The sequence below is a fragment of the Paraburkholderia sp. J76 genome, assembly GCF_905220295.1.
Lineage (GTDB): Bacteria > Pseudomonadota > Gammaproteobacteria > Burkholderiales > Burkholderiaceae > Paraburkholderia.
In genome coordinates, this window is the sequence record NZ_CAJMZJ010000004.1 from 469,113 (window position 1) to 492,074 (window position 22,962).

19 protein-coding genes are annotated in these 22,962 nt (G+C 65.4%); 8 read left to right on the forward strand and 11 right to left on the reverse strand.

What is annotated here, in order from left to right:
• Window positions 1–15: 15 nt before the first annotated feature.
• Window positions 16–1,527: an efflux transporter outer membrane subunit gene (locus U5768_RS11205; protein WP_322030447.1), complete on the forward strand. Its 1,512-nt coding sequence runs from the start codon at window positions 16–18 to the stop codon at window positions 1,525–1,527.
• On the opposite strand, the gene kdgR is transcribed toward U5768_RS11205, so the two are convergent.
• From kdgR to kduI, 3 genes are all read right to left on the reverse strand, one after another.
• Window positions 1,524–2,345 (reverse strand): DNA-binding transcriptional regulator KdgR, encoded by an 822-nt coding sequence (gene kdgR / locus U5768_RS11210; RefSeq protein ID WP_322030448.1) that lies wholly within the window; start codon window positions 2,343–2,345, stop codon window positions 1,524–1,526. The two genes, U5768_RS11205 and kdgR, sit on opposite strands and share 4 nt — an antisense overlap.
• 73 nt (window positions 2,346–2,418) lie before the next feature.
• A complete protein-coding gene (kduD, locus tag U5768_RS11215; RefSeq protein ID WP_322030449.1) occupies window positions 2,419–3,189 on the reverse strand; it encodes a 2-dehydro-3-deoxy-D-gluconate 5-dehydrogenase KduD in 771 nt (256 codons plus the stop codon).
• A gap of 43 nt (window positions 3,190–3,232) precedes the next feature.
• Window positions 3,233–4,069 carry a 5-dehydro-4-deoxy-D-glucuronate isomerase gene (gene kduI, locus U5768_RS11220; RefSeq protein WP_322030450.1) on the reverse strand — a complete coding sequence of 279 codons (837 nt, stop codon included), beginning with the start codon at window positions 4,067–4,069 and terminating at the stop codon, window positions 3,233–3,235.
• Between the two features lie 290 nt (window positions 4,070–4,359).
• Between kduI and kdgT the strand changes: the two genes are divergently transcribed.
• Window positions 4,360–5,376: a 2-keto-3-deoxygluconate transporter gene (gene kdgT, locus U5768_RS11225; protein WP_322030451.1), complete on the forward strand. Its 1,017-nt coding sequence runs from the start codon at window positions 4,360–4,362 to the stop codon at window positions 5,374–5,376.
• Between the two features lie 43 nt (window positions 5,377–5,419).
• On the opposite strand, the gene U5768_RS11230 is transcribed toward kdgT, so the two are convergent.
• Window positions 5,420–5,965, reverse strand: coding sequence for a cytochrome b (locus U5768_RS11230; RefSeq protein ID WP_322030452.1), 546 nt, complete (start codon window positions 5,963–5,965; stop codon window positions 5,420–5,422).
• On the reverse strand, window positions 5,962–7,020 hold the full coding sequence (locus U5768_RS11235) for a catalase family peroxidase (protein ID WP_322030453.1): 1,059 nt from the start codon (window positions 7,018–7,020) through the stop codon (window positions 5,962–5,964). The genes U5768_RS11230 and U5768_RS11235 overlap by 4 nt, the downstream gene beginning before the upstream one ends.
• 247 nt (window positions 7,021–7,267) lie before the next feature.
• Here U5768_RS11235 and U5768_RS11240 point away from each other — a divergent pair, with 247 nt between their 5' ends.
• Window positions 7,268–7,666: a GFA family protein gene (locus U5768_RS11240; RefSeq protein WP_322030454.1), complete on the forward strand. Its 399-nt coding sequence runs from the start codon at window positions 7,268–7,270 to the stop codon at window positions 7,664–7,666.
• 48 nt (window positions 7,667–7,714) lie between these two features.
• Here U5768_RS11240 and U5768_RS11245 read toward each other — a convergent pair whose 3' ends face one another.
• The 5 genes from U5768_RS11245 to U5768_RS11265 all read right to left on the reverse strand — a co-directional run bounded on the left by U5768_RS11245 (window position 7,715) and on the right by U5768_RS11265 (window position 15,066).
• Window positions 7,715–9,157 carry an NAD-dependent succinate-semialdehyde dehydrogenase gene (locus U5768_RS11245; protein WP_322030455.1) on the reverse strand — a complete coding sequence of 481 codons (1,443 nt, stop codon included), beginning with the start codon at window positions 9,155–9,157 and terminating at the stop codon, window positions 7,715–7,717.
• Window positions 9,158–9,356: 199 nt separating this feature from the next.
• On the reverse strand, window positions 9,357–11,597 hold the full coding sequence (locus tag U5768_RS11250) for a TonB-dependent siderophore receptor (RefSeq protein WP_415913879.1): 2,241 nt from the start codon (window positions 11,595–11,597) through the stop codon (window positions 9,357–9,359).
• A gap of 304 nt (window positions 11,598–11,901) precedes the next feature.
• Window positions 11,902–14,031, reverse strand: a complete 2,130-nt coding sequence (locus U5768_RS11255) for a phosphocholine-specific phospholipase C (RefSeq protein ID WP_322030457.1) — start codon at window positions 14,029–14,031, stop codon at window positions 11,902–11,904.
• Between the two features lie 79 nt (window positions 14,032–14,110).
• Window positions 14,111–14,368, reverse strand: a complete 258-nt coding sequence (locus U5768_RS11260; protein WP_322030458.1) for a hypothetical protein — start codon at window positions 14,366–14,368, stop codon at window positions 14,111–14,113.
• 350 nt (window positions 14,369–14,718) lie between these two features.
• Window positions 14,719–15,066: a DUF1330 domain-containing protein gene (locus U5768_RS11265; RefSeq protein ID WP_322030459.1), complete on the reverse strand. Its 348-nt coding sequence runs from the start codon at window positions 15,064–15,066 to the stop codon at window positions 14,719–14,721.
• A 187-nt stretch (window positions 15,067–15,253) separates the two neighbouring features.
• On the opposite strand from U5768_RS11265, the gene U5768_RS11270 reads away from it, so the two are divergent.
• Window positions 15,254–15,472 (forward strand): hypothetical protein, encoded by a 219-nt coding sequence (locus tag U5768_RS11270; protein ID WP_254317580.1) that lies wholly within the window; start codon window positions 15,254–15,256, stop codon window positions 15,470–15,472.
• Window positions 15,473–15,488: 16 nt separating this feature from the next.
• On the opposite strand, the gene U5768_RS11275 is transcribed toward U5768_RS11270, so the two are convergent.
• A complete protein-coding gene (locus tag U5768_RS11275) occupies window positions 15,489–17,609 on the reverse strand; it encodes a tetratricopeptide repeat protein (protein ID WP_322030461.1) in 2,121 nt (706 codons plus the stop codon).
• Window positions 17,610–18,028: 419 nt separating this feature from the next.
• Between U5768_RS11275 and U5768_RS11280 the strand changes: the two genes are divergently transcribed.
• The 4 genes from U5768_RS11280 to U5768_RS11295 all read left to right on the forward strand — a co-directional run.
• The gene (locus tag U5768_RS11280) at window positions 18,029–20,875 is read left to right on the forward strand and encodes a xanthine dehydrogenase family protein molybdopterin-binding subunit (protein WP_322030462.1); all 2,847 of its coding nucleotides are present in this window, start codon (window positions 18,029–18,031) and stop codon (window positions 20,873–20,875) included.
• Window positions 20,872–21,495: a (2Fe-2S)-binding protein gene (locus U5768_RS11285; RefSeq protein WP_322030463.1), complete on the forward strand. Its 624-nt coding sequence runs from the start codon at window positions 20,872–20,874 to the stop codon at window positions 21,493–21,495. The genes U5768_RS11280 and U5768_RS11285 overlap by 4 nt, the downstream gene beginning before the upstream one ends.
• Window positions 21,492–22,757: a cytochrome c gene (locus U5768_RS11290; RefSeq protein ID WP_322030464.1), complete on the forward strand. Its 1,266-nt coding sequence runs from the start codon at window positions 21,492–21,494 to the stop codon at window positions 22,755–22,757. The genes U5768_RS11285 and U5768_RS11290 overlap by 4 nt, the downstream gene beginning before the upstream one ends.
• An 18-nt stretch (window positions 22,758–22,775) precedes the next feature.
• Window positions 22,776–22,962 (forward strand): XdhC family protein (locus U5768_RS11295; RefSeq protein ID WP_322030465.1); only part of this gene is annotated, 187 nt, incomplete at its 3' end.

The following is a 22,962-nucleotide window of genomic DNA, read 5'->3' on the forward strand; positions in this document are numbered from 1 at the left end:
GATTCTCACTGACTCATGACGGCAACCCGTTACTCCCGAATTCCCCACGCCGCGCTGGGCGCGCTGGCCGCCTGGGCGCTTGCCGCCTGCACCGTGGGCCCCGACTATCGCGGCGCACCGGCCGTCGCGCCGGAAGCGGCGAGCGCCGCGTCGTTCCTGCGCACGCCTGCGCAGGGCGTCACGCCCGCGCGCGCGCCGAGCCAATGGTGGCTCGCGCTCAACGACCCGCAACTGAATACGCTGATCGAAGCGGCGCTCGCCCACAATCCCGATGTGCGCGCGGCGCAGGCGCGCTTGCGCGCCTCGCGCGCGCAATTGCAGCAACAGCGTGCCGCCGAACTGCCGAAGGTGGGCGCGAGCGCGGCGGCGATCCGCATGAGCCAGCCGGACCTGGGCGCTTTGACGTCGTCGGGCAGCGGCTCGGGTCAGGGCGCCTCTTCGGGCGGCGGCCCGATTACGTTCTACACGGCGGGCTTCGATGCGTCGTGGGAAATCGACCTCTTCGGCGGCACGCGCCGCGCCGTGGAAGCGGCGAGCGACGAAGCCGACGCCGTGAACGCCGATCTTGCGGACACCCAGGTGTCGCTCGCGGCCGAAGTCGCGCAAGCCTATATCGACCTGCGCGACGAGCAGCAGCGCCTCGCCATCGCGCAGCGCACGGCGCAACTGCAGCAGGAAATGCTCACGCTGACCGAGCAGCGCCGCGCGGGCGGCACGGCGGCCGAGGTGGACGTGCAGCGGCTCACCACGCAGGTGGAAAACACGCGCTCCACGATCACGCCGCTCGCGGCGCAAGTGGAAATCTCGCTGGATCAACTGGCGGTGCTTACGGGCAAGGCGCCCGGCGCGCTCGATGCGGACCTCGCCACGGCGCAACCGCTGCCCGCGATGCCCGCAAGCGTGCCCGTGAGCGATCCCACCACCATGCTCGCGCAGCGCCCCGACATTCGCGCGGCGGAGCGGCGTCTCGCCTCGAGCAATGCGCAGATCGGCGAGCACGTGGCGGACTTTCTGCCCAAGCTCACGCTGTTCGGCGATCTGGGCTTTTCGGCCGCGGAGCCGGGGCATCTGTTCCGCAAGAGCAACTTTAGCTGGGTAGGCGCGCCGTATCTGCAGTGGAACGTGTTCGACTTCGGACGCACGTTGGGCGCGGTGCGCGGCGCCGAAGCCTCGCGCGACGAAGCCGAGGCGCGCTACGAAAAGGCCGTGCTGGCGGCGTTGCAGGACGCGAATGCGTCGCTCTCGCGCTATGGCTATCAGCGCGAGCATCTCGTGACCTTGCAGAAGGTGCAGGTTTCGGCCGAGCGCTCCGCGACGCTCATGCGCCAGCGCTATCGCGCGGGAGCGTCGAGCCTCGTCGATCTGCTCGACACGCAGCGCACGGAATTCGCCGCGCAGCAGAACGTGGTGTCGGGTCAGGCCGATCTGCTCAAGGACTTCGTGTCGCTGCAAAAGAGCCTGGGCCTCGGCTGGCAGACCGCTACGGCGGCCACGGCCGCGGCCGCCAAGCCGGCAACGCCGGGCTAACCGGGTTCGGCGGGCGCGTGCTCGTGCGCGGCCGGCTCGCAATAGCCGAGCCGCGCCGAGATCGCCGCGCCGGCACGCTTGAGCAGCGCGACATAGTGCGCTTTCGTGTCCGCGCCGCAGCGCATGGTCGGAAACGAGATCGAGAGGCCGGCGATCACGTGCCCGAAGCGGTCGAACACAGGAACTGCCAGGCACTGCAAACCATCTTCCTGCTCTTCGTTGTCTTCGCCATAGCCTTGCTCGCGCACATGCGGAAGAATGTTCAGCACCGCATCGGCGGACGTGAGCGTTTTTTGCGTCGACTTCCTGAATTCCACATGCGAAAGCGTGTCCGCCGCGTCGGCGGTTGGCATGAACGCGAGCAGCACCTTGCCGATTGCGGTGCTATGCAGCGGATTACGCCGCCCGATGCGCGACTGCATGCGCAGCCCGTAATCGCAGTCGATCTTGTGGATATAGATGATCGCGTCTTCGTCGAACGCGCCGAGGTGCACCGCCTCGCGCGTGGCCTGCGCGATGCGGCGCATTTCCATGTCGGCCTCGCGCACGAGGTCCACGCTTTCGAGCGCCTTCGCGCCCAGTTCGAACAGCCGGATCGTCAGGCGATAGCGGTCGGTTTCGACTTCCTGCGCGACATAGCCTAGCGCCTTCAGCGTTTGCAGCACGCGGTGCACGGTGGTCTTGGAAAGCGCGAGACGCTGCGAAAGCTCGCTGATGCCGATCGGCCCGTTTTCGCCCAGCGCGCCGAGGATCGCGAACACGCGGCCGATCGACGAGACCGATTCGCCTTTTTCCGTGCTGCTGTCCGTTTCGTTCATTGCGTGCTCCATTGTTGCCGGTCCCCATCAATCCATCACGGGAGCATACCGCGTCCCGCGCGCGCCGCGTGGGCTAGCGCGCAAGCCAGCCGCCGTCCACGGCGAGCGTGTGGCCATGCACATAGTCCGATGCCGCCGAGGCGAGAAACACCACGGGCCCCGCGAGATCGTCCGGCGCGCCCCAGCGGGCGGCGGGAATGCGGCTGAGGATCTCGCCGTTGCGCTGGGCGTCGCCGCGCAATGCCGCGGTGTTCGCGGTCGCCATATAGCCGGGCGCGATTGCATTGACGTTGATGCCGTGCGCGGCCCATTCGTTCGCGAGCAGGCGCGTGAGGCCCAGCACGCCGCTTTTCGAGGCCGTATAGGAAGCCACGCGAATGCCGCCCTGAAACGACAGCATCGACGCGATATTGATTATCTTGCCGCCGCCGCCCTGCGCGACGAACTGGCGCGCGGCCGCCTGGGCGAGAAAGAAGACGCTCTTGAGGTTGACGTCCATGACGGCGTCCCAGTCGTCCTCGCCGAAGGCGAGGGCGTCTTCCCGGCGAATCACGCCGGCGTTGTTCACGAGAATGTCGATTCGCCCGCAGGCTTCGACGGCCGCGCGCACGATGTCTTCCACTGGCGCGATGGTGGAAAGATCGGCGCGCACATCGACGAAGCGGCGCCCCGAAGCCTCGACGCGCGCGGGCGTGTCGCCGGGCTCGCCCCTGCAAACGCCGACGATATCGCAGCCGGCCCGCGCGAGTGCGAGCGCCATACCTGCGCCGAGGCCCGTATTGCTGCCGGTGACGACGGCGATCTTGCCGCTGAGATCGAACGGATTGAACGTGCTGGATGCCATGAATGCGCGGGCCTCGTATCGTGGTTCAAAGCCAGTGCGTGGTTCAGCGCAGATCGCGCACGGCGAGATGGTCCATGTCGCCGAACACCTGGTTTTCGCCGACCATGCCCCAGATGAACGTATAGGCGCGCGTGCCTACGCCGGAGTGAATCGACCAGCTCGGCGAAATCACGGCCTGCTCGTTGTGCACGAGAATGTGCCGCGTTTCGTGCGGCTCGCCCATCATGTGGAAGACCGCGGCGTCGTCGGCCACGTTGAAATAGAAGTACACCTCCATGCGCCGCTCGTGCGTGTGGCACGGCATGGTGTTCCAGAGGTTGCCCGGTTCGAGCTTCGTCATGCCCATCGAAAGCTGGCAGGTGGGCAGCACCTCCGGCACGATGAACTTGTAGATGGTGCGCCGGTTGCTCGTGGCCGCGTCGCCGAGCGTTTGCGGCGATGCTTCGGATAACGAAATGGTGCGGGTGGGATACGCGGTATGCGCGGGCGCGCAGTTGAGGTAGAACTTCGCGGGCCGTGCGGGATCGCCGCTGCCGAATGCGACAGCCTGCGCGCCCTTGCCGATATAGATCGCCTCCTCGTTGCGCACCGCGTGGCGCACGCCGTCCACATCGACCCAGCCGTCGCCGCCGATATTGATCGCGCCCAGTTCGCGGCGCTCCAGCAGATAGTTCACGCCAATCGACTTGCCGAGCGTGGCGCTCACCTCGACCGCGCGCGTGGCGGGAAACGCGCCGCCCACGATGATCCGGTCCACGTGGCTGTAGGTGAGCTTCAGCGCGTCGGGTTCGAATAAGCGGTCGATCAGGAACTCGCGGCGCAGGCCCGTGGTATCGAGCGTCTTCGCGTAATCGCTGTTGAGGCTTTGTCTGACTTCCATGCCATGTCTCCGTCGGATGGGGCGGTGCGGCCGCTGTCGTCGACTATAGTGCAAATTCGTGCTTTCGGAACGTCGGTCCGGAAATGTTGCGACGCCACAGCGCGCTTGGCAAGGGGAGTGTCTAGATACCGAATCATTCGCGGGTAAACGTGGACGATTTTGGACGCAAAAATCGGAACAGCGTTCCTTTCACGCTGCTATCCTGTTTCCGGAAAGGGAGCACCGCGAGAAAAAGCCGGACGCGCCAACGTGCCGATCCGGCGACGGGATGCAAAATCCACGGAGGAGGCATGAAGCTAAAGAAGGCGATAGACCGCATACCAGGCGGCCTGATGCTGGTGCCGCTGCTGCTCGGCGCCTGTGTTCATACGTTCGCGCCGGGCGCGGGCAAGTACTTTGGTTCGTTCACCAATGGATTGATCACGGGCACCGTGCCGATTCTCGCGGTGTGGTTCTTCTGCATGGGCGCGACCATCGACCTGCGCGCGACCGGCACCGTGCTGCGCAAGTCCGGCACGCTGCTCGTCACGAAGATGATCGTGGCCTGGGTCGCCACGCTCATTGCCGCGCGTTTCATTCCCGTCGACGGCGTGAAGACGGGGCTCTTCGCCGGGCTCTCGGTGCTCGCCATCACGACCTCGATGGATATGACCAATGGCGGACTCTACGCTGCCGTGATGCAGCAATACGGCACCAAGGAAGAGGCGGGCGCGTTCGTGCTGATGTCGATCGAGTCCGGGCCGCTCGTCAGCATGATCATTCTCGGCGCGACCGGCGTGGCCTTCTTCGAGCCGCGGCTTTTCGTCGGCGCCGTGCTGCCGTTTCTGGTCGGCTTTGCGTTGGGCAATCTCGATAGCGACCTGCGCGAACTGTTCGGCCGCTGCGTGCATCCGCTCATTCCGTTCTTCGGCTTTGCGCTCGGCAACGGCATCGATCTCAACGTGATCGTCACGAGCGGCATTCCGGGCGTGTTGCTCGGGCTGGGCGTGATCGTCGTGACCGGCATTCCGCTGATTCTCGCCGACCGCCTGATTGCGGGCGGCAACGGCGCGGCGGGCCTCGCGGCTTCGTCCACGGCGGGCGCGGCGGTCGCGAATCCGGCCATCATCGGCGAGATGATTCCGCGCTTCAAGCCGCTCGTGCCGGCGGCAACGGCAATGGTCGCCACCGCCTGCCTCGTGACCGCGATCCTCGTGCCGATGCTCACGGCACTATGGGTGCGCCGGCGAGGCGCGCGCGACGCGCTGCTTCAGGACCTCATGGAGCCGCCCGTGCCGCCCGTGGCCGGGCGCGACGCTCACATATGATATGCACGAGAGGTTCCCGCGCGCGGGGACCTCGCTTCATCGCTTACCCGCGTACTTCGCCGCGCGCCATGCTGGCGAGCACGCCGTCGCGGCGAATGAGCGCGTGAAAGAGCGCGGCGCCCAGATGCAGCAACACGGTCGCGTAGAGCGCCATGGCCAGCCACGTATGCGCGGCGCGCAGCCACGCATAAAGCGTGACGTCGTGCGGCACGATCGGCGGCAGGTGAACCCCGCCGAACATGACGATGGGATAGCCGCCCGCGGACAGCATCGACCAGCCGATCAGCGGCATCGCGATCATCAACGCATAGAGCACGAGGTGCGAAGCGTGTGCGGCAAGGCGCTGCCATACAGGCAGATCGGCGGGCAACGGCGGCGCGCCGCGCGTGAGGCGCACGGCCACGCGCACGAGCACGAGCGCAAGCAACGCGATACCCAGCGGCCGGTGGAACGCGATCAGGGTGTCGTGCAGCCGCGATACGGTCGAGACCATCCCCACGCCAACGAATAGCATCGTGACGATCAGGACTGCCATCGACCAATGCAGCAGGCGCTGGAGTGCGCTGAAGTGTTGGCCCGGTTGCTTCATGGTTGCGCGCCTCCATGCGTGGGCGCGAGGTTCGCTTCCTCGCGTGTGCGTCGATTGAACGAAACGGAATACGCTGCCGAACGCGCGGCGAGCAAGGGGTCGTCGGAAGGCTTCAGGCCGTCGGGCAGGATGGTCGGATCGTAGTTCACGTCGCGGCACATGCCGCCCGCTTGCGGTTCGGCGCGCTGCAATACCAGCGTGCCGGCGTCGATCTGCTGGCGGTCCGTGGGCCATCCCTGCGTGGCGTCGTTCGTGGGGTCGCCGGGGGCCGCGACCGTGAGCACCAGATGCCACCGTAGCGGTCCCGCTGCGAAGCGCGTGGAAAAGTCGTCGGCCAGGAAGTTCGGGTCGGCTTTTTCCGCGGGCGTTTGCGGCGCATAAGCCACCTCAGGCACGGTCTGCCAGCGCACGGCATGCTGGTTGCCCGCGGCATCGGTCGCGATGAATGCGTTGACGCTGTAGAACGCCGTGTTCGCGAAGCTGGAGGAAGGCGGGTTCGCCTTCAGCCAGTTGCGAAACGGCAGCGTTTCCGGGTTTGCCTTGAAGAACGCGTCGAGTTTCGCGGGATCGGGCTTGCCCGTCGCCGGGTCAGGCCTGCTGGCGACCAGTTGACCATAGAACTGCTTCGGGGTGCGAACGACGAAGATGGGTACGGAGTTCATGCCGGTGCGCCACTGTTCGCCGTCCTGCAACTGGAAGAGGAGCGCCATGCTGCGCACGGGCGTGCTCGCGTCCGGCGCGGCGGGGTTGCTGCCCGGAATGGCGAAGCGCCCGATGACGGGCGTGCGTCCCGGCGCGAATACGGCCGCGCGCGAGACTTGCGCGCCGTTGCCGTTGCTTTCGAACCAGCCCTCCACGCAGAGCCCCTTGGCGTGATTGCGCCGAAAGCCCGGATGGACGCCGTAGTTCGACTCGAACGTATTGATGATATGCGGCGCGCTGAGGCGTTCCGGCGTGAGCCAGCCGGCCGTCCATGCAAATGCCGCGCCAGCGCAGCCCACTACGGCCGCAATGGCCGCGAGCCGGCATGGCACGCAGATCGAGGCGCGGTTCACGGGCGTACTCCCGTGCGCGCGCGCCGCAACGCAATCGAAACCGAAAAGTGTGCGAATGGGTGCATGATGGGTCCAGTCGATGGCGCGAGGGCCGTTACTGGCGTCAACAACACGTGGTTGCGATTTATTCCACGCGCGAGGCGAAATCTTGCGATAGCGCGTGCGACTGTGTTCGGGAGCGCGTACTTACAGCGCTGAAAGCCTTAAGCGGATAGATTAAGCGGACAGAGACGCGAAGGAGAGAGCGATGCTGACTGGCGGCTGCTTTTGCGGCAAGGTTCGCTACGAGATTTCGGCTGCGCCGATCGGCAGCACCGTGTGTCATTGCGTGGATTGCCGGCACGCAACGGGCGCGCCGTTCGTCGGCTGGATCAGCGTGCCGTGGAGCGCGTTCCGGCTCGTTGCGGGCGCAACGAAAACGTATGGGTCGAGTCCCGGTGTCGAGCGCGCGTTTTGCGCCGGTTGCGGCACGCCGCTCACGTACCGGCATGCGGCGTTCGCGGGCGAGATCGACGTGGCGACGGGCACGCTCGATAATCCCGACGACGCACCGCCCGAGCATCACACGTGGACTTCGCAAAAGCTCGCGTGGGTGCAACTCGCGGACGGCTTGCCGCAACATCCGCGGGCGCATCCCGGACCGTAAGCGTCCGAAAGCGGGCCAGGAAAGCGCCCGCGTTTCAAGCTGAAGCGATCAACGATGCTCGGTCACGAACTTCGTGACGAGATAGCCTTCCATCGCCTCGCTGCCGCCTTCCGAGCCGTAACCCGAATCCTTCACGCCGCCGAACGGCGTTTCCGGCAGGGCGAGGCCGTGGTGGTTGATCGACAGCATGCCGGTTTCCACGTCGTCGGAGAGCGCGGCCGAAGTCGCGCCCGAACGCGTGTAGGCGTACGCGGCAAGACCATACGGCAGACGGTTCGCTTCGGCGATCGCGTCCTGGTAGCTCGAGAAGCGCGAGATCGGCGCGATCGGGCCAAACGGCTCTTCGTTCATGATGCGCGCGGAAAGCGGCACGTCGGTGAGCACGGTCGGCGCGAAGAAGTAGCCTTCGCGGCCCACGCGCTCGCCGCCCGTGAGCACCTTCGCGCCTTGCTCGCGCGCGTCGGCCACGAGGCGTTCCATGGCCGCGAGGCGGCGGTCGTTCGCGAGCGGGCCCATCTGCACGCCCTCTTCGAGACCGTTGCCCACCTTGATCGCGCGCGTGGTCGCAACGAAGTGCTCGACGAATTCGTCGTACGCGGCGTCTTCCACCAGGAAGCGCGTGGGCGAAATGCACACCTGGCCCGCGTTGCGGAACTTGGCGCTCGCGAGCAGCTTCGCGGCGCGCGGCACGTCCGCGTCGGCGAACACGATGGCCGGGGCGTGGCCGCCCAGCTCCATCGTCGCGCGCTTCATGTGCTCGCCGGCCTTCGAGGCGAGCAGCTTGCCCACCGGCGTCGAGCCCGTGAACGAGATCTTGCGGATGGCCGGATGCGCGATGAGGTACGACGAGACTTCCGAAGGCACGCCGAACACGAGGTTCAGCACGCCGGCGGGCAGGCCCGCGTCGGCGAACACCTTCACGAGTTCGGCGCAGCTCGCGGGCGTTTCTTCCGGTCCCTTGAGCACGACGGTACAGCCCGAGGCGAGCGCGGCCGACACCTTGCGCACGGCCTGGTTGAGCGGGAAGTTCCACGGCGTGAACGCGGCGACCGGACCCACCGGCTCGCGCGTGACGATCTGGCGAACGGCGTCGGTACGCGACGGGATCACGCGGCCATAGGTGCGGCGGCCTTCTTCGGCGAACCAGTCGATCGTGTCGCCGCCCGCGAGCGTTTCGAGCTTCGCTTCGCCGAACGGCTTGCCTTGCTCGCGCGTCATGATCGCGGCGATGTCGTCGGCGCGATCGCGCAGCAGTTGCGCCGCGCGGCGCATGAGCTTGCTGCGCTCGAGCGGCGAAACCTTGCGCCATTCGCGGAAGGCGCGCTCGGCGGCGGTGGCCGCATCGGAGAGGTCCTGTTCGCTCGCGAGGCTCAGGCGGCCGATTTCCGCCTCGGTTGCGGGGTCGATCACGGCAATCGTCTTCGCGCCGGCGCGCCATGCGCCGTCGATATAGATCTGGGTGTTGGGATAGGGCTTCACGCTGGAACTCATGATGGGACGATCCTTTTCAACGGTTCGACGACAGGCCCCTCGCCGCGCGCCCGGCAATGCGTGCGCGAGAAAGCCGAAAAATGCGGAGCGCCCATTGTGCCACTGGATCGCGGATGCTGCAGGGCGCGCATGAGAAAAGGGCCAACGTCCGGGGACGTTGGCCCTTTTTAACCCGCGCTATGAGAAGCGCGGCAGCGGATCAGAATTCGAGCGTTGCGTTGGCAACGAAGGTGCGCGTGGCCGAGGGCATTACGTAATAGCCCCATGCCGCGGTCCAGTAGCGGCGATTGAACAGGTTGTTCACGCCCGCGCGCAGCGTGACGTCCTTGCCGGCCACCTGGGTTTCGTATTTCGCGCTCAGGTCCCACGTCGTATAGGCGGGGACGAACTGCGTGTTCGCGGCATCGACGGCCATGTTGCCCACATATTTGCCGCCGAACGCGACCGTGAGCGCGCGCAGGTAAGACGGGTTGTATTCCACGCGGCCCGTGAGCGTGAAGCGCGGCGTGGCATACACGCGCTTGCCTTCCACGCTCGGGTCGTCCACGTCCACGGCCTTCGTGTTCAGCCACATCACGCCGCCCATCAGGCGCCAGTCGTGCGCGAGTTGCAGCCAGCCGCTCGCGTCCACGCCGTCGTAGCGCTTCGTGCCGCTTTGCACGAAGACGTTGGCCGTATTGGTGTACTCGTAGCCCTGATCGACGCGGAACAGCGCGAGGTTGGCGCCCCAGTCGCGATGATCGGCCTTGAAGCCTGCTTCGTACTGCTTGCTTTTGAGCGGTCCGAAGGTCTGCGGATAGTTGACGTTCGTGTTGTTCGCCGCGCCGCCCTGCTGCAAACCTTCGACATAGCTCACATAGAGCGTCGAATTCGGGTCGAGCTTGAACATCAGCGCGGCGGTAGGCGTGACCGGGTTCGCGCTGTAGCTCGAAGCCTGCGACTGATCGGGGTTGTAGGTGGTGTCGCGGAACTGCGTGTAACGCAAACCGAGCAGCGCGGAGAGACGCGAAGTGAACTGCACGGTGTCGCTCGCGTAGAGCGCGGTTTGCGTGGTGTTCTCGTGGCGGTACAGGTCCTCGCCGATATGCACCGCGTCGTTCGTGAGCAGCGTGCTGCCGTAGATGTTGCCGATGCCGAGCGGATAGCCGTTGTTCCAGCCTTCGCTGTCGTCGTATTCGTTTTGCTGGCTCTGATAGCTCGCGCCCACCACCACTTCGTGCTTGAACGGGCCCGTGTCGAATTTGCCCTGCACGTTGGCATCGACGTTCTGGTAGAAGTAGCGCGTCAACGCGGCGTACAGCGTGTTGTAGTAATCGCCTTGCGTGTTGAACACGGAGAGCAGGCTATCCGAGTTGTAGCGGTTTTCCTTGGCGAAGCGGTACTTGATGTTCGCGTGCCAGTTCTCCGAAAAGCGGTAGTCGAGCCCGGTGCCGAACGAGGCGATTTCCGTTTCGTACCAGTTCTGCGGCTGCGTGAGCTGGTGCGTGACCGTGCTGGCGTCGGGAATGCCGAGCGGATTGCCGTTTTCGTCGGAGCCGAAATAAATGCCGAACAGCGTGCCGGTGGTCTTGCGTTTCTGGTAGAACGCATCGACCGTCCACGTGAGGTCCGGCGTGATGCGGTAGTCGAGCGCAAGCGACGCCACCTGGCGGCGCACGTGACCGTTCGCTTCGGCGGTGTTGCCGTCTTCGTTCACGAGATTCAGGCGATAGCCGAACTGCTTGTCCGGGCCGAAGCGGCCGCCCAGGTCGATCTTCTGGCTGAACACGCCCGCCGACTGATAGCCGATCGAGAAGCTGCGGTACGGGTCGTCAGTCGGGCGCTTGAGCACGTAGTTGATGATGCCGCCCGGGTTGCTGAAGCCGTACATGAAGCCCGACAGCCCCTTGAGCAGTTCGACCTGCTCGAACGGTTCGAGCGAAAGCTCGGTGTCCCACGAGGGGAAGTTCTGGCCGTCGACCTTCACGCCGTTGAGCATGTCGACCGGCAAGCCGCGAATGCTGAACGCGGAATTTTCGCCGGTCATGTTGTTGCCGACGTCGGTTACGGCCGGGTCGTACTTGAAGAGATCGTTGGCCGTGGAGGCGAGGCGGTCCTTGCCTTCTTCCGTGGTCACCACATTGGTCGAGAACGGTGTATCCACCTGCCTGCGGTTGCCGAGCGCGCCCGCGCTCACGCGCTCGGGCGAAGCGGCCTGACTGTCGCGCGCGGCGCTGACCTTCACGGTGGGCAGCGCCTGGTTGCTTCCGGTTTGCGCGCCGTCCTGCGCCTCGGCCTGAGCGTTTTCCTGCGCCCAAACGGACGAGCAGAGCGTGGTGAGCGTGATGCCGACGCTGACCAGCAACGCAGCGCTGAGTTGAGCGCGGCGGGCTTCGGGAGCGCATGAACGGAAACGGAGGGTGTCGAGACGAGAGCGGCGGGCGGCGGCAGGAATGTGCATGTTCTTTTGATGAATGGTGCGCGACGAGTGCGACGAGTGCGGCGAAAGCGACGAAAGCAGCGGAACGGCGAAGGCGTCCTGATGCGTAATCGCCCTGAAAGCGTCGGAATCTTAATGTAAATGATTCGCATCTACAACAAAAAGCATAAAGCCGTCCGTAAGGTTGCGAAATTGCCGCACTCCAGGGGCACTCCTTGCGCCATCGACGCTTTTATGCGTTCCGGGCGCGCAAAAAAAACGGCGCCCGAAGGCGCCGCGAACAGGAAACAGAAAAGAAACCGTAGGACTGGGTTGCGCGTCGGGCTCAGCCCAGTTTCGTGACCGGCGCGACGGCCGCGGGATCGCTGATGCTCGTCCGGCCGTTTTCGATGTGGCCGGCGAAGCGCCAGGCAAACGCCGCATCGTCGCGGCTCGTGACCGTCAGGTCGTACCAGTGATGGCTCGAAGCCAGAATCCACGGTTCCTCGATGAGGACGCCCGCCGGCACGACCACGTTGCGCTCGCGCGCGCCATAGGCGTTGTCGGTCACGTTCAGATGCGCCACGCCGCTGCCCGCGTTCGTGAACTTGAGGAAGAGGTTGCCGTTGGCCACGTCGTACTGCGCTGTCACGACAGGCGCCGGTGCGCGGCCCGACTTGCCCGGGCCCGATTGCGCGGCCGTGCCCGCAAAGCGGCGCACGAATCCGTTCGGGCCGTGCACCTCGAACGCGTAGACGCCGTTCGTCGCGCTTAGATCCCACGTCTCGTCGAGCGCCTTGCCCGCTTCGACCGTATAGCGCCACGGGCCGTCGCTGCGGTTCGTGCCGTACACGTAGAAGTGCGCGCCCTGGCGGCCCGTGTTCGCGAACGTGATCGACAGCGTGTTGTTGCGCGCTTCGGGCTTCGCGTTCACATGCAGCTCGTAGGGCAGCGCGCGCGCGTAGCGCACGCCGGGCTCCTGCGCGTCGATGGGCAGCGGCGTGGCCGGAACCGTGGGCGCCGAGTTGGCCGAGCACTGGTTGTCGGCGAGCGCCATGTAGTTGCTCGTGTCGGGCAGCGTGGGCATCGTGGCGTCGGGCGTGCGGAAGTCGAAGCACGTGGTGAGGTCGCCGCACACCGCGCGGCGCCATGCCGTGATGTTGGGCTCCTCCACGCCGAAACGCGCCTCTATGAAGCGGATCACCGACGTGTGGTCGAACACCTGCGAGCAGACGAAGCCGCCTTTGGTCCACGGCGAGACGACCGTCATCGGCACGCGCGGCCCGAGGCCATAGGGCAGCCCGTCGGCGGTGTACTTGCCGCCGCGCAGCGGGTTGACCACGTTGTGGATCTCGCCGTCCACGCTCACCGTCGACTTGCCCTGTGTGGACGTCGCGGGCGGCTGCGGCGGCACGATATGGTCGAAGAAGCCGTCGTTCTCGTCATACATGATGAAGAGCACGGTCTTGCTCCACACGTCGGGGTTCGACGTGAGCGCTTCGATGATCTGCGAGGTGTATTCCGCGCCGTAGGCCGGCGTGTACTTCGGGTGTTCCGAGAACGCCGCCGGCGGCAGCAGCCACGAGACTTGGGGCAATTTATTCTGGAGTACGTCGTTTTTCAGGTCGGCGATCGTACGCACCGTTTGCGCGCGCTCGTAGAGCGCCGAGCCCGGTTGCGCGTTGATGAAGTTCGCGAAATTCTGCAGGATGTTCGTGCCGTAGTTGCCGTTCAGCGGGTCGCTGCCATTCGTGCCCTGCTGATAGATTTGCCACGAAATGCCGGCGGCCTGCAGGCGCTCGGGATAAGTCGTCCACGAAAGCAGTTGATACGTGGGCGGCGCGTCGCCGTCCACGAAGTCGTTGTTGTCGAGTAGCGGGCCGCCCATCGTGCCGGTCGGATCGACCATGCCGCTCATGAGATACGCGCGGTTCGGGTGCGTCGGGCCGGGCAGCGAGCAGAAGTAGTTGTCGCACACGGTGAAGGCATCGGCCAGCGCGTAGTGGAACGGAATGTCCGCGCGCAGGTAATAGCCCATCGTCATGTCGGTCTTATACTGCGGCCACTGGTTGTACAGACCGTTGTTGATCGCGTATTGCGTGGGATACCACGAGTGATCGAGGTCGCCCACGCATTGCGCGCTCGTCTTGAACGTGTCGAGGTGAAACGGCAGTACGGGCTTCGTTGCGTCTTCCTTCGACGGCTGATACCACACGGGCAGACCGCCCGGCAGCGGAATCGGCAGACGGTCGTTATAGCCGCGCACGCCGCGCATATGGCCGAAGTAGTGGTCGAACGACCGGTTCTCCTGCATGAACACGACGATGTGCTCGACATCGCGGATCGTGCCCGTGCGCGAATTGGCCGGAATGGCCAGCGCATTGCGGATCGATTCGGGAAGAACGGTCATCGCTGCGGCGGCGGCGCCAGATTGCGCGACGGTTTGCAGGAAACGGCGACGGCTGGTTGACGTCATTGTTGTTCACCTTTCTGCTGGGGGTTGGAGTGTCGTGCCCGACGGCGTGCGGGCACAGGTGCACACGCGGTGCAGTGCTTCAATGGCTGGAGGTTGCTGGACTGCTGGAATCGTTGCCGTTGCTGGCCTGGGCTTGCGCGCTGTCTCCAGGCGCGTAGCTCATGACCGGCGCGACCTGATCGGCATCGGCGGCGAGGCTGGCTCGTGCGCTTTGCGCGGGGTCGCTCGCCGGGTTCGCAGCGAGCGACGCGTTCGCGCCGTAGGCGGGTATGGCGCTGGGGTTCGTTGCGCTATTCGCAGAGGCGTTCGCCGACGCATTCGTGTCGGGCGTTGACAACGGCGTTATCCGTGCGCCATTCGCCAATGGCGATGCCGTCGCGGCGCTCCGGTTTTCCGGTGCATCCGGCATCGACGAAGCCGCGGACGAGCCATAGCCCGGGCCGCATGCAGCGAGCATGATGGTTGCGAGTACAACGATCGCCGCGGTCGACACGGTTGTCGACGCGCGGTGGGGAAGGCGTATTCTCATGTGCGCATCCGTTCTGTGGGGATGAGTCGCGCACAGTTTCGCCGTCGATGAAGAAAGAATTGTGAAATGCGCGAAAACGTTTGCACGCGATGAATTTCCCGTGCAAACGTGCCGCGCGAAAATCCGAACGCTGCCGGTTTCGGGCTAACGAATCGCTTTCACTTCGTAGGGTCGTTTCCGTTAGCGGGACGCAGCACGTCGGTCGCGCGATGCGGCATCTCCACTTGATCGATCAGAAACGCGTCGCCGCGCGAATGCTCCGTGCGCAACGGCAGAATCGCCTGATAAGCGCTGGAGCAATACCATGCGCGCGCGATCTCGCGGCTTGCGAATTCGATCATGATGAGGTCGCCGGAAAACTTGCCTTCGAGCTGCTCCACGCGGCCGCCGTGAATGATGAAGCGGCCGCCGAACGGGGCGAGCGTGGCGTCGATCTTCTCCAGATATTCGACGATGGCGGGGCAAAGTTCGACGTCGCGCAGATGGGCAATGGCGTAGGCGGTCATGGTAGGTCTCGTGAGCGTGAATGGGTGGGCCGACGCTTGCGAGAATAGGGCGCGTGAGGCGCGGAATCGATTACCTGGGAAGTAAAGCCGCCGCTACGCAAGGCTTAGGCCGAAGGCGTGCCGCGGAGTAAAATGCATGACATCCGCAGTCCGGATCCAGACGTTTTCGCTTTCCCCCACCGCCGCCATGAACCCGTCACCCGAGAACAAACCCGCGCGCAAGCAACCGCCCAAGTGGCTGCTGAACACCCTCACGGCGCTCGTGGGCGTGCTGACGCTCGCGCTGGGCATTGGCTGGATCGTCTACAAGTGGGTCGTCGATCTGGAGATTCCGTACTTCGCCATTCCGCTCGTGATGTGCGTGCCGGTAATCGCCGCCGTGGCGTTCCGCAACATATGGGATTGAGGGGCGAGGGGCTTCCTTAAACGCCGAACCGCTGCGCACACGCCACGCGCACGCGCTCCACTACGGCGCTCCATGCTTCGTTCATGCGCTGGCGGAACAGGCGCATCGTGCCCGGATACCACGGCGAATCTTCGCGCCCGTGCATCCAGCGCCAGTCCAGGTCGTATTGCGGCAGCAGCACCCAGCATGGCTTGCCGAGCGACGCCGCCAGATGCGCGGTGGACGTATCCACGCAAATCACGAGATCGAGTTGCGCGATGATGGCCGCGGTATCGACGAAATCGCGCACGTCGGTTCCGAGATGCAGCAGCGGCAAGCTCGCGGGCGGATGCTGCGCTTCGTCTTCTCCCTGACCTTTTTGCAGGCTCACGAACTGCGCGCCCGCCAGATTCCAGAGCGGAGCGAGCGCCGCAAGCGAAGGCAGCGAGCGATGCGCGTCGTTGAAATGCTTCGGGTTGCCCTTCCAGACGAGGCCGATGCGCGGCCCCGGCGCGAGCGGGGCAAGGCGCGCGCCCCAGTGCTCGACGAGCGCGGGCTCGGGCGTATACGCGAGCGGCGCGGGGATCGTTTCGAGTGTCGTGCCCAGAAGATGCGGCACGCTGATCGGGCTCACCCAGCAGTCGAACTGGCTGGCCGCGGCCGCGCCGCTTTCGTGGTCGAGCACGGCGTCGATGCCTTCCACGCCGCGAAAGAGCCGGTGCAGCGGCGGCTGGCAGGCGAACGCGACGCGCGCCGCGCCTTGCGCCTTGAGCACGCGCGCGTAACGCCCGAATTGCAGCATGTCGCCGAGGCCGTCTTCCTGCCATAGCAGCAGCGACTTGCCGGCCAGCGGCTCGCCCTGCCACGCCGGACACTGCAGCAGGCGTTGCGTCGCGTGATGCACGAAACCGGGCATCGTATAGCGGCATTCGTAGCGCGCGAAGCCTTCCTCGAATCGGCCCATGCTGATGAGCAGCGTGGCGAGGCGGAATTTCGCGTCGCCGTATTCGGGGTTCGCGGCCAGCGCGCGGCGGTAGCCGGCTTCCGCTTCGTCGAGTCGGCCAGATTCCTTGACGAGACTCGCGATATTGAAATGCGCCTCGGCGAAATCGGGACGCACGGCGATGGCCTGATGGAGCACGTCGAGCGCTTCGCCGCGGCGACCGAGCGCCATCAGCACGCAGGCGAGATTGTTATAAGCCTCGACGCGGCCCGGCAAGCGGCGCAGCGTCTCGCGATAGGCGGCTTCGGCTTCGGGCAGCCGTTCGAGCGTATGCAGCGCGACGCCGAGGTTGTAGTGCGCTTCGGCGTGGTCGGGCGCGAGCGCGAGCGCCTGACGAAAGGCCGCCTCTGCTTCGGGCACGCGCTTGAGGTCGGTGAGCACGCAACCCAGGTTGTTGAGCGCATCGACGAAATGGGGGCGAATCTGCAGCGCGAGGCGCGCCGCGAGTTCGGCTTCCGCGAGTTTGCCGGACGACTTGAGCAGCACCGCGAGATTGTTGAGCGCCTCAGGGTATTGCGGCTGGATCAGCAGCGCCTGGCGAAAGGACTCCGCCGCGTCGTCGCCGCGTCCCTGCTCTTGCAGCAGCGTGCCGAGGCCGTTGTGCGCTTTCGCGTGGCGCGCGTTTGCGGCAATCGCGGCGCGAAACGAGGCTTCGGCTTGCGCGCGGCGCCCCTGTGCCTGCATCAGCAAGCCGAGGTTGTAGTGCGCGTCGGCGTGATGAGGGCATTGTGCGAGCGCCGTGCGAAACGCGGCTTCGGCTTCGGCGTGCCGGGCCTGGCGCTGGAGGACGACGCCGAGATTGCTGCGTGCGTCGGCGTCGGCGGGCGTGAGGCTCAGCAGCCGTTCATAGAGCGTCTGCGCTTGCGCGAGGTCGCCGAGGGTCGCGAGGAGCGCCGCGTATCCGCTGTACGCTTGCGCGAAGTCCGCCCGTGCCGCGAGACAGCGCAGCCAGAGTGCCTGCGCACGCGCCGCGTCGCCCGAGCCCATTGCGCCGAGGGCCGCGAGATGAAGCGCGGGGGCGAGCGCGGCATCGTCGGGCGGCTCGCCGACGTGCGGGGCGAGCAACGCGAGCGCTTCGGCGAAGCGGTGCGTTTCGCAGAGCGCGTTGGCTTCGCGCAGAAGGTCGTCGAGGGCGGGCGCGAGGGGCGTCGTCATGGTCACAGTGGAAATCGCGGATTACGGGGCGCTGGCCAGACGCTGGGCGAACGGCGAGGCGCTACGAGCTTACGACAGGTCGCGTCCAGGCGAGGGCGCGAATTGAGCGCATCTGTTCCCCTTATTCGGCGGATAGAGCGGGCAGCCGGATCGAGTCTTGCAGTTCGCTTGCGGTTTGCGTGCAGGCGCGGGGATACGGCAGCGCTCGCTGTCGAAGCCTCTCTCGTCATCGGCAAGCGCATCTAAACGGCAATACGCGGACCATATATTACGGATTACTTATCATCGTTCGATTTAAATAGAGATAGACGTCGCAAGGACGCGTGTAAGATCCCGGCCTTTTTCGTCGCGAGCCCGCTGGCCTTGCGGCGACAACACAATCGGCTGCCAGGCGGCCTCTTTCACGCAGGGACGTAACGATGAGCGGCCTCTCGCGCCGAAGTTTTCTCAAGGCCAGCGTCATAGCCGGTGTATCCGTCTATATCGCGCCCATCGGCAGTCGCGCCTTCGCGGCGCTGTTCGAAGAAAAGATTCTCACGCCCGCGACATGGGACGCAGTCACCGGGCAGCCGAAAATGCGTATCGACGGCATTGCGAAAGTCACGGGCGCGAAGGTTTTCGCGCGCGACATGCGTGCTTCGGACATGCCGCATTGGCCCCAGCAGCAGGCGCACGCGCTCGTTCTGCGCACGACGCTGGCCGACCGCCTCTACGACGGGTTCACCCTAGACGTGCTCGGTGACTCGTTGCAGCCGGATCGTATCGTCACGGCCGACGATCTCGCGCGCGACAACATCCGTTTCCCGGCCTTTTACGGCGACGACATGCTGTTGCCGCGCGGCAAGACACCCGCCTACCTGGGCCACGCTGTCGCCATCCTGATCTATCACGATTTCGCGCGCTTTCGCCTCGCCAAAGATCGTCTTCAGTTCCGCGACGGCGTTATCCGCTACGGCGCGCAGACGGGCCCGCTCGAGCGCGATCCATGGGGGACGTTCCGCTTCGTGCGCGTGGGCGGCGAAACGCCGTACGACGACGACGTGTTTTCGAGCCTGAAGAACGCGCCCATTTTTCCGAGCGCGATGCGCAAGCACCAGCCCGTGTGGCCCGACGGCAAGGATCACGGCAAGCTCGACGAACAAGGCATGTTCCATGCCGGCGAAATCGCGGCGGAACTCGACCATCCGAATGCGGACTGGCTCGTGATGGAGCGCGAATACAGTACGCAATCCATCGACACCGCCGCGCTCGAACCCGACAACGCGAACTGCTGGTACGACGCGTCCACGGCTTCGCTGCACATGATCGTGCCCACGCAAGGCCCCGCGGAAGTCGCGGACAGCGTGGCCGAGATGACTTCGCATTGCCGCTTGCCGGTGAAGAACGTGTTCCTGCATCCGTGCTACACCGTGGGCTACGGTTCGAAGGATCACTTCAACATGCCGTTCTACGGCCTCGTCGCCGCGCTGTACGGCGACGGCCGCCCCGTGCGTCTGGCCAACGACCGCTTCGAGCAGTTTCAGACGTCGCTCAAGCGCCATGCGTTCAACATGAAGTACCGCATGGCCGTCGACCGGAAAACGGGCTTGCTGCAATCGTTCAAGGGCGATTTCGAGGCGAACGGCGGCGGCAGGATGAACTTCTCGCCTTCGGTGGCGATGGTGGGCGCGACCGCCGCGCAATCGATCTACTACTTCCCGAAGAGCGATCTCGCGAGCGTGGCGATTGCCTCGCGCGCGATCGACGCGGGCTCGGCGCGCGGCTATGGCACGTTGCAAAGCATGGCCGCCACGGAAATGATGATCGACGAGATGGCCGGGCAGTTGAAGCTCGATCCGATCGATTTCCGTTTGAGCAACGTATTGCGCTCGGGCATGAAGAACACGCAGGGCGCGATACCGGCGGGCGCCGTGCGAGCGGACGAGGTGCTGGAGAAAGCCCGGGCGCATCCGCTCTGGACAGGTCGCGCCCAGAAGAAAGCGCAGTTCGAGGCGGCGCATCCGGGGCAGCGCTACGGTGTGGGCTTCGCGTGCGTGCAGAAGGACTTCGGCACGGGCGCGGAGGCTTCGTTCGCCAAGGTCGAATTCAGCGAGGCGGGCGGAATCACGCTGCATCATTCAGGCTCGGAGATCGGCACGGGCATGTCGACTTCGCAGGCTATCGCCGTGGCGAAGTGGCTGGGGCGGCCCGCGAGCGAGGTTCGTTGCGCGCTCAACGAATGGCCCGATCTGCCCGTCGCGACGAGCGGCGATCCGTATCTGATGTCGCAGCAGGATCAGGATCGCCTTGCGCGCAATCCCCGCTGGTCGCCGGCGTACATGTCGCCGGCCAGCGCGACGAACTCCGCGTACTACTTCACGCACAGCACGCGCGAAGCGGCTCGCGTGCTGTTCCTGCACGGCCTGTGGCCCGCCGCGATGGCGATCTGGACGCAGGGCGCGGGCGGCGGCCAGGCCGCATCGTTTGTCGTGCGCGTGGAGGACGCGCGCTGGGTGAACGGCAAGCTTTCCGCCGACGGACTCGAAGCGCTGCCGCTCGAACGCATTGCGAAGAAGGCGCACGAACTCGGGCTCGTGACCGGCGCAACGGTGCATGTCTTCAATCGCTGGCAATGGAGCGAAGCGGAGTTCGATCTTGGCGGCGGGATCGAGCGCTTGCCTGTCGATGGCTTGTCGGTGCGTTACGGAAACGGCGCTTTACAGGACGCAAAGCAGGACTCGAAGCGGGACGCAAAACGCAGCGCGGGCACGCGCAATGGTTATCGCGTGCTCGATCGCAAGCAGGTGTTTATCGCACCCGTGCAGCGCAACAACGCCATGGTGACTTACTACAGTGCGGTTGGCGCGCTCGTCGAACTCGCGGTTCACGAAGGGAGCGGCAAGGTCGAACTGCTCTCGCATCACTCGATCATGGAGTGCGGCAATCAGCTATCCACGCAACTCGTTTCCGGACAGTTGCAGGGCGGCCTCGCGATGGGCATCGGCCACGCGCTGTACGAATATCTGCCGCTCTACGAGGACGGTCCCGGCAACGGCACCTGGAATTTCAACCGCTACCACCTGCCGCGCGCGACCGACGTCGCCGTCTGGACGCAGACCGGCGAGGTTCTGCCGCCCATCACCGAGACGGACCCGCCGAAAGGCATTGCCGAAGTGGTGATGATTCCTGTTGTCGGCGCGATCGTGAACGGCATCGCGCATGCCATTGGGCACCGTTTCCGTGATCTGCCCGTCACGCCACAAAAGGTTCTGGAGGTGCTCGCATGAACGCGGCCCCATCGCAATCCCCCGCAGCGGACGGCACGGCCGGGCCGGCCCCGGTCGAGCGTCCGCTCGTCCGCTTCGAACAAAAGACGGTGTCCATGACCGTCAACGCACGCGCAGTCGGGCCGTTCCAGGTGCCGGCTTCGCTGATGCTCGTCGATTTTCTGCACGAATACCTGGACCTGACGGGCTCGCGCCTCGGCTGCGGGCAGGGCGTGTGCCACGCCTGCGTCGTCATTCTCGACAAGCCCGATGGCACGAGCGAAGAAGTGCGCTCCTGCATTACCGCCGCGCATTTCTTCGACGGCAAGAAGATCCGCACCATCGAGGGCCACGCGCAACGCGGAGAGCACGGCGAGGTCGTGGCGCTCTCGCCGGTTCAGCAGAAGTTTCTCGAACACTTCAGTTTTCAGTGCGGCTACTGCACGCCGGGCTTCGTCAATGCAACGACGGTGTTGATCGAAAAGCTGCAGAAAGAGCCCGTGGAGCGCGGCCAGGTGGAGGAAACGATTACCGCGGCGCTCAACGATCATATTTGCCGTTGCACCGGTTACGTGCGCTATTACGAGGCCGTGAAGGACCTCGTGCTGAATACGCCCGGTCTCGTGAAGGGTGGCGCATGAAGAGTCGAATCACGGCGTCGATTCTTGCCGGCGCAATGCTCGCGCTCGCCGGGCTCTCGTTGAGCGCATGCGGCGACGGCGGCGCGCACAAGACCGACGCCACGGCACAGAGCCAGATGCAAAACGCCGATGCGGAGCAGATTGCGCGCGGCCGTTATCTTGCGCGCGCGGCGGATTGCGCCGCGTGCCATACGCGGCCCGACGGCGCGCCCTATGCGGGCGGCGTGAGGCTGCAATCGGCGTTCGGCACGTTCTATGGCACGAACATCACGCCGGACAAGGAGCATGGCATCGGTAAATGGAGCGCGGACGACTTCTATCGCGCGCTACACGATGGCGTTTCGCCGAACGGACAGCTATATCCGGCGATGCCCTATACGTCGTATCGCTCGATGTCGCGCGAAGACAGCGACGCGATCTATGCCTTCCTGATGTCGCGCGCGCCGGCTCCCGTTACTGATAAGGATCACGAACTATCGTTCCCGTTCAATCTGCGTTTCGGCGTGTGGTTCTGGAAACTGCTGTTCCTGAAGGATGCGATGCCGGATGCCTCGCAGGGCCACTCGGCGGACTGGAGCCGGGGCCGCTACCTCGCGACCGCGCTCGGTCATTGCGCGGAATGCCACACGCCGCGCGGCGCGGCCGGCCAGCTCGACGGCGCACAGGCGCTGTCGGGCGGCGCGATTGGCCGCATCACGGCGCCCGATATCACGCCGGCGGCGCTCGCGCAACGCGGCTGGACCGCCGCGGATCTGCAGACATACTTCGCGAGCGGCGTGGCGCCGCAAGGGTCGGCGTTCGGCGAAATGCATTCCGTCGTGCAACTGAGCACGCAATACCTGTCGCGCGACGATCTGCGAGCGCTCTCGGTCTATCTGCTCGGCGACTCGCCGCCTGCCGCGCAATCCGTGCCGGCGCAGATGTCGGCGAGCGCGGACAATCTCGCGGCAGGCCGCGGCATCTATCTGGCGGTTTGCGCGGGTTGTCATGGAGCCGAAGGCGAGGGCAAGCCGCACGTCGCCGTTGCGATGCGCGGGAATTCGACGCTACGCGAGCACGATCCGCACAACCTCGTCGTCAGTGTGCTCGACGGCATCGAGGCCCAGGCGTTTCCGGGCTTTGAGCGGATGCAGGACATGCCGGGGTTTGCGAAAACGCTGAGCGACGACGAAATCGCCCAGCTCGCGAGTTATTTGCGCGCGCAATGGGGCGGCCAGTCGCCCGACGTGAGTGCGCAACAAGTGCGCAAGCTGCGGCAGTAAAGCGAGGAAACCAGGAGCATGGACAGCGTGGATCTCGAAGTCCTGAAATCCAGCGTGCGCTGGCTCGACGCAGGCCATCGCGCGCTGCTGGTGACGGTGGTGAAAACGTGGGGCTCGTCGCCGCGCCCCGAGGGCGCCATGCTCGTGGTAAGAGGCGACGGCCACGTGGTCGGCTCCGTTTCGGGCGGCTGCATCGAGGACGACT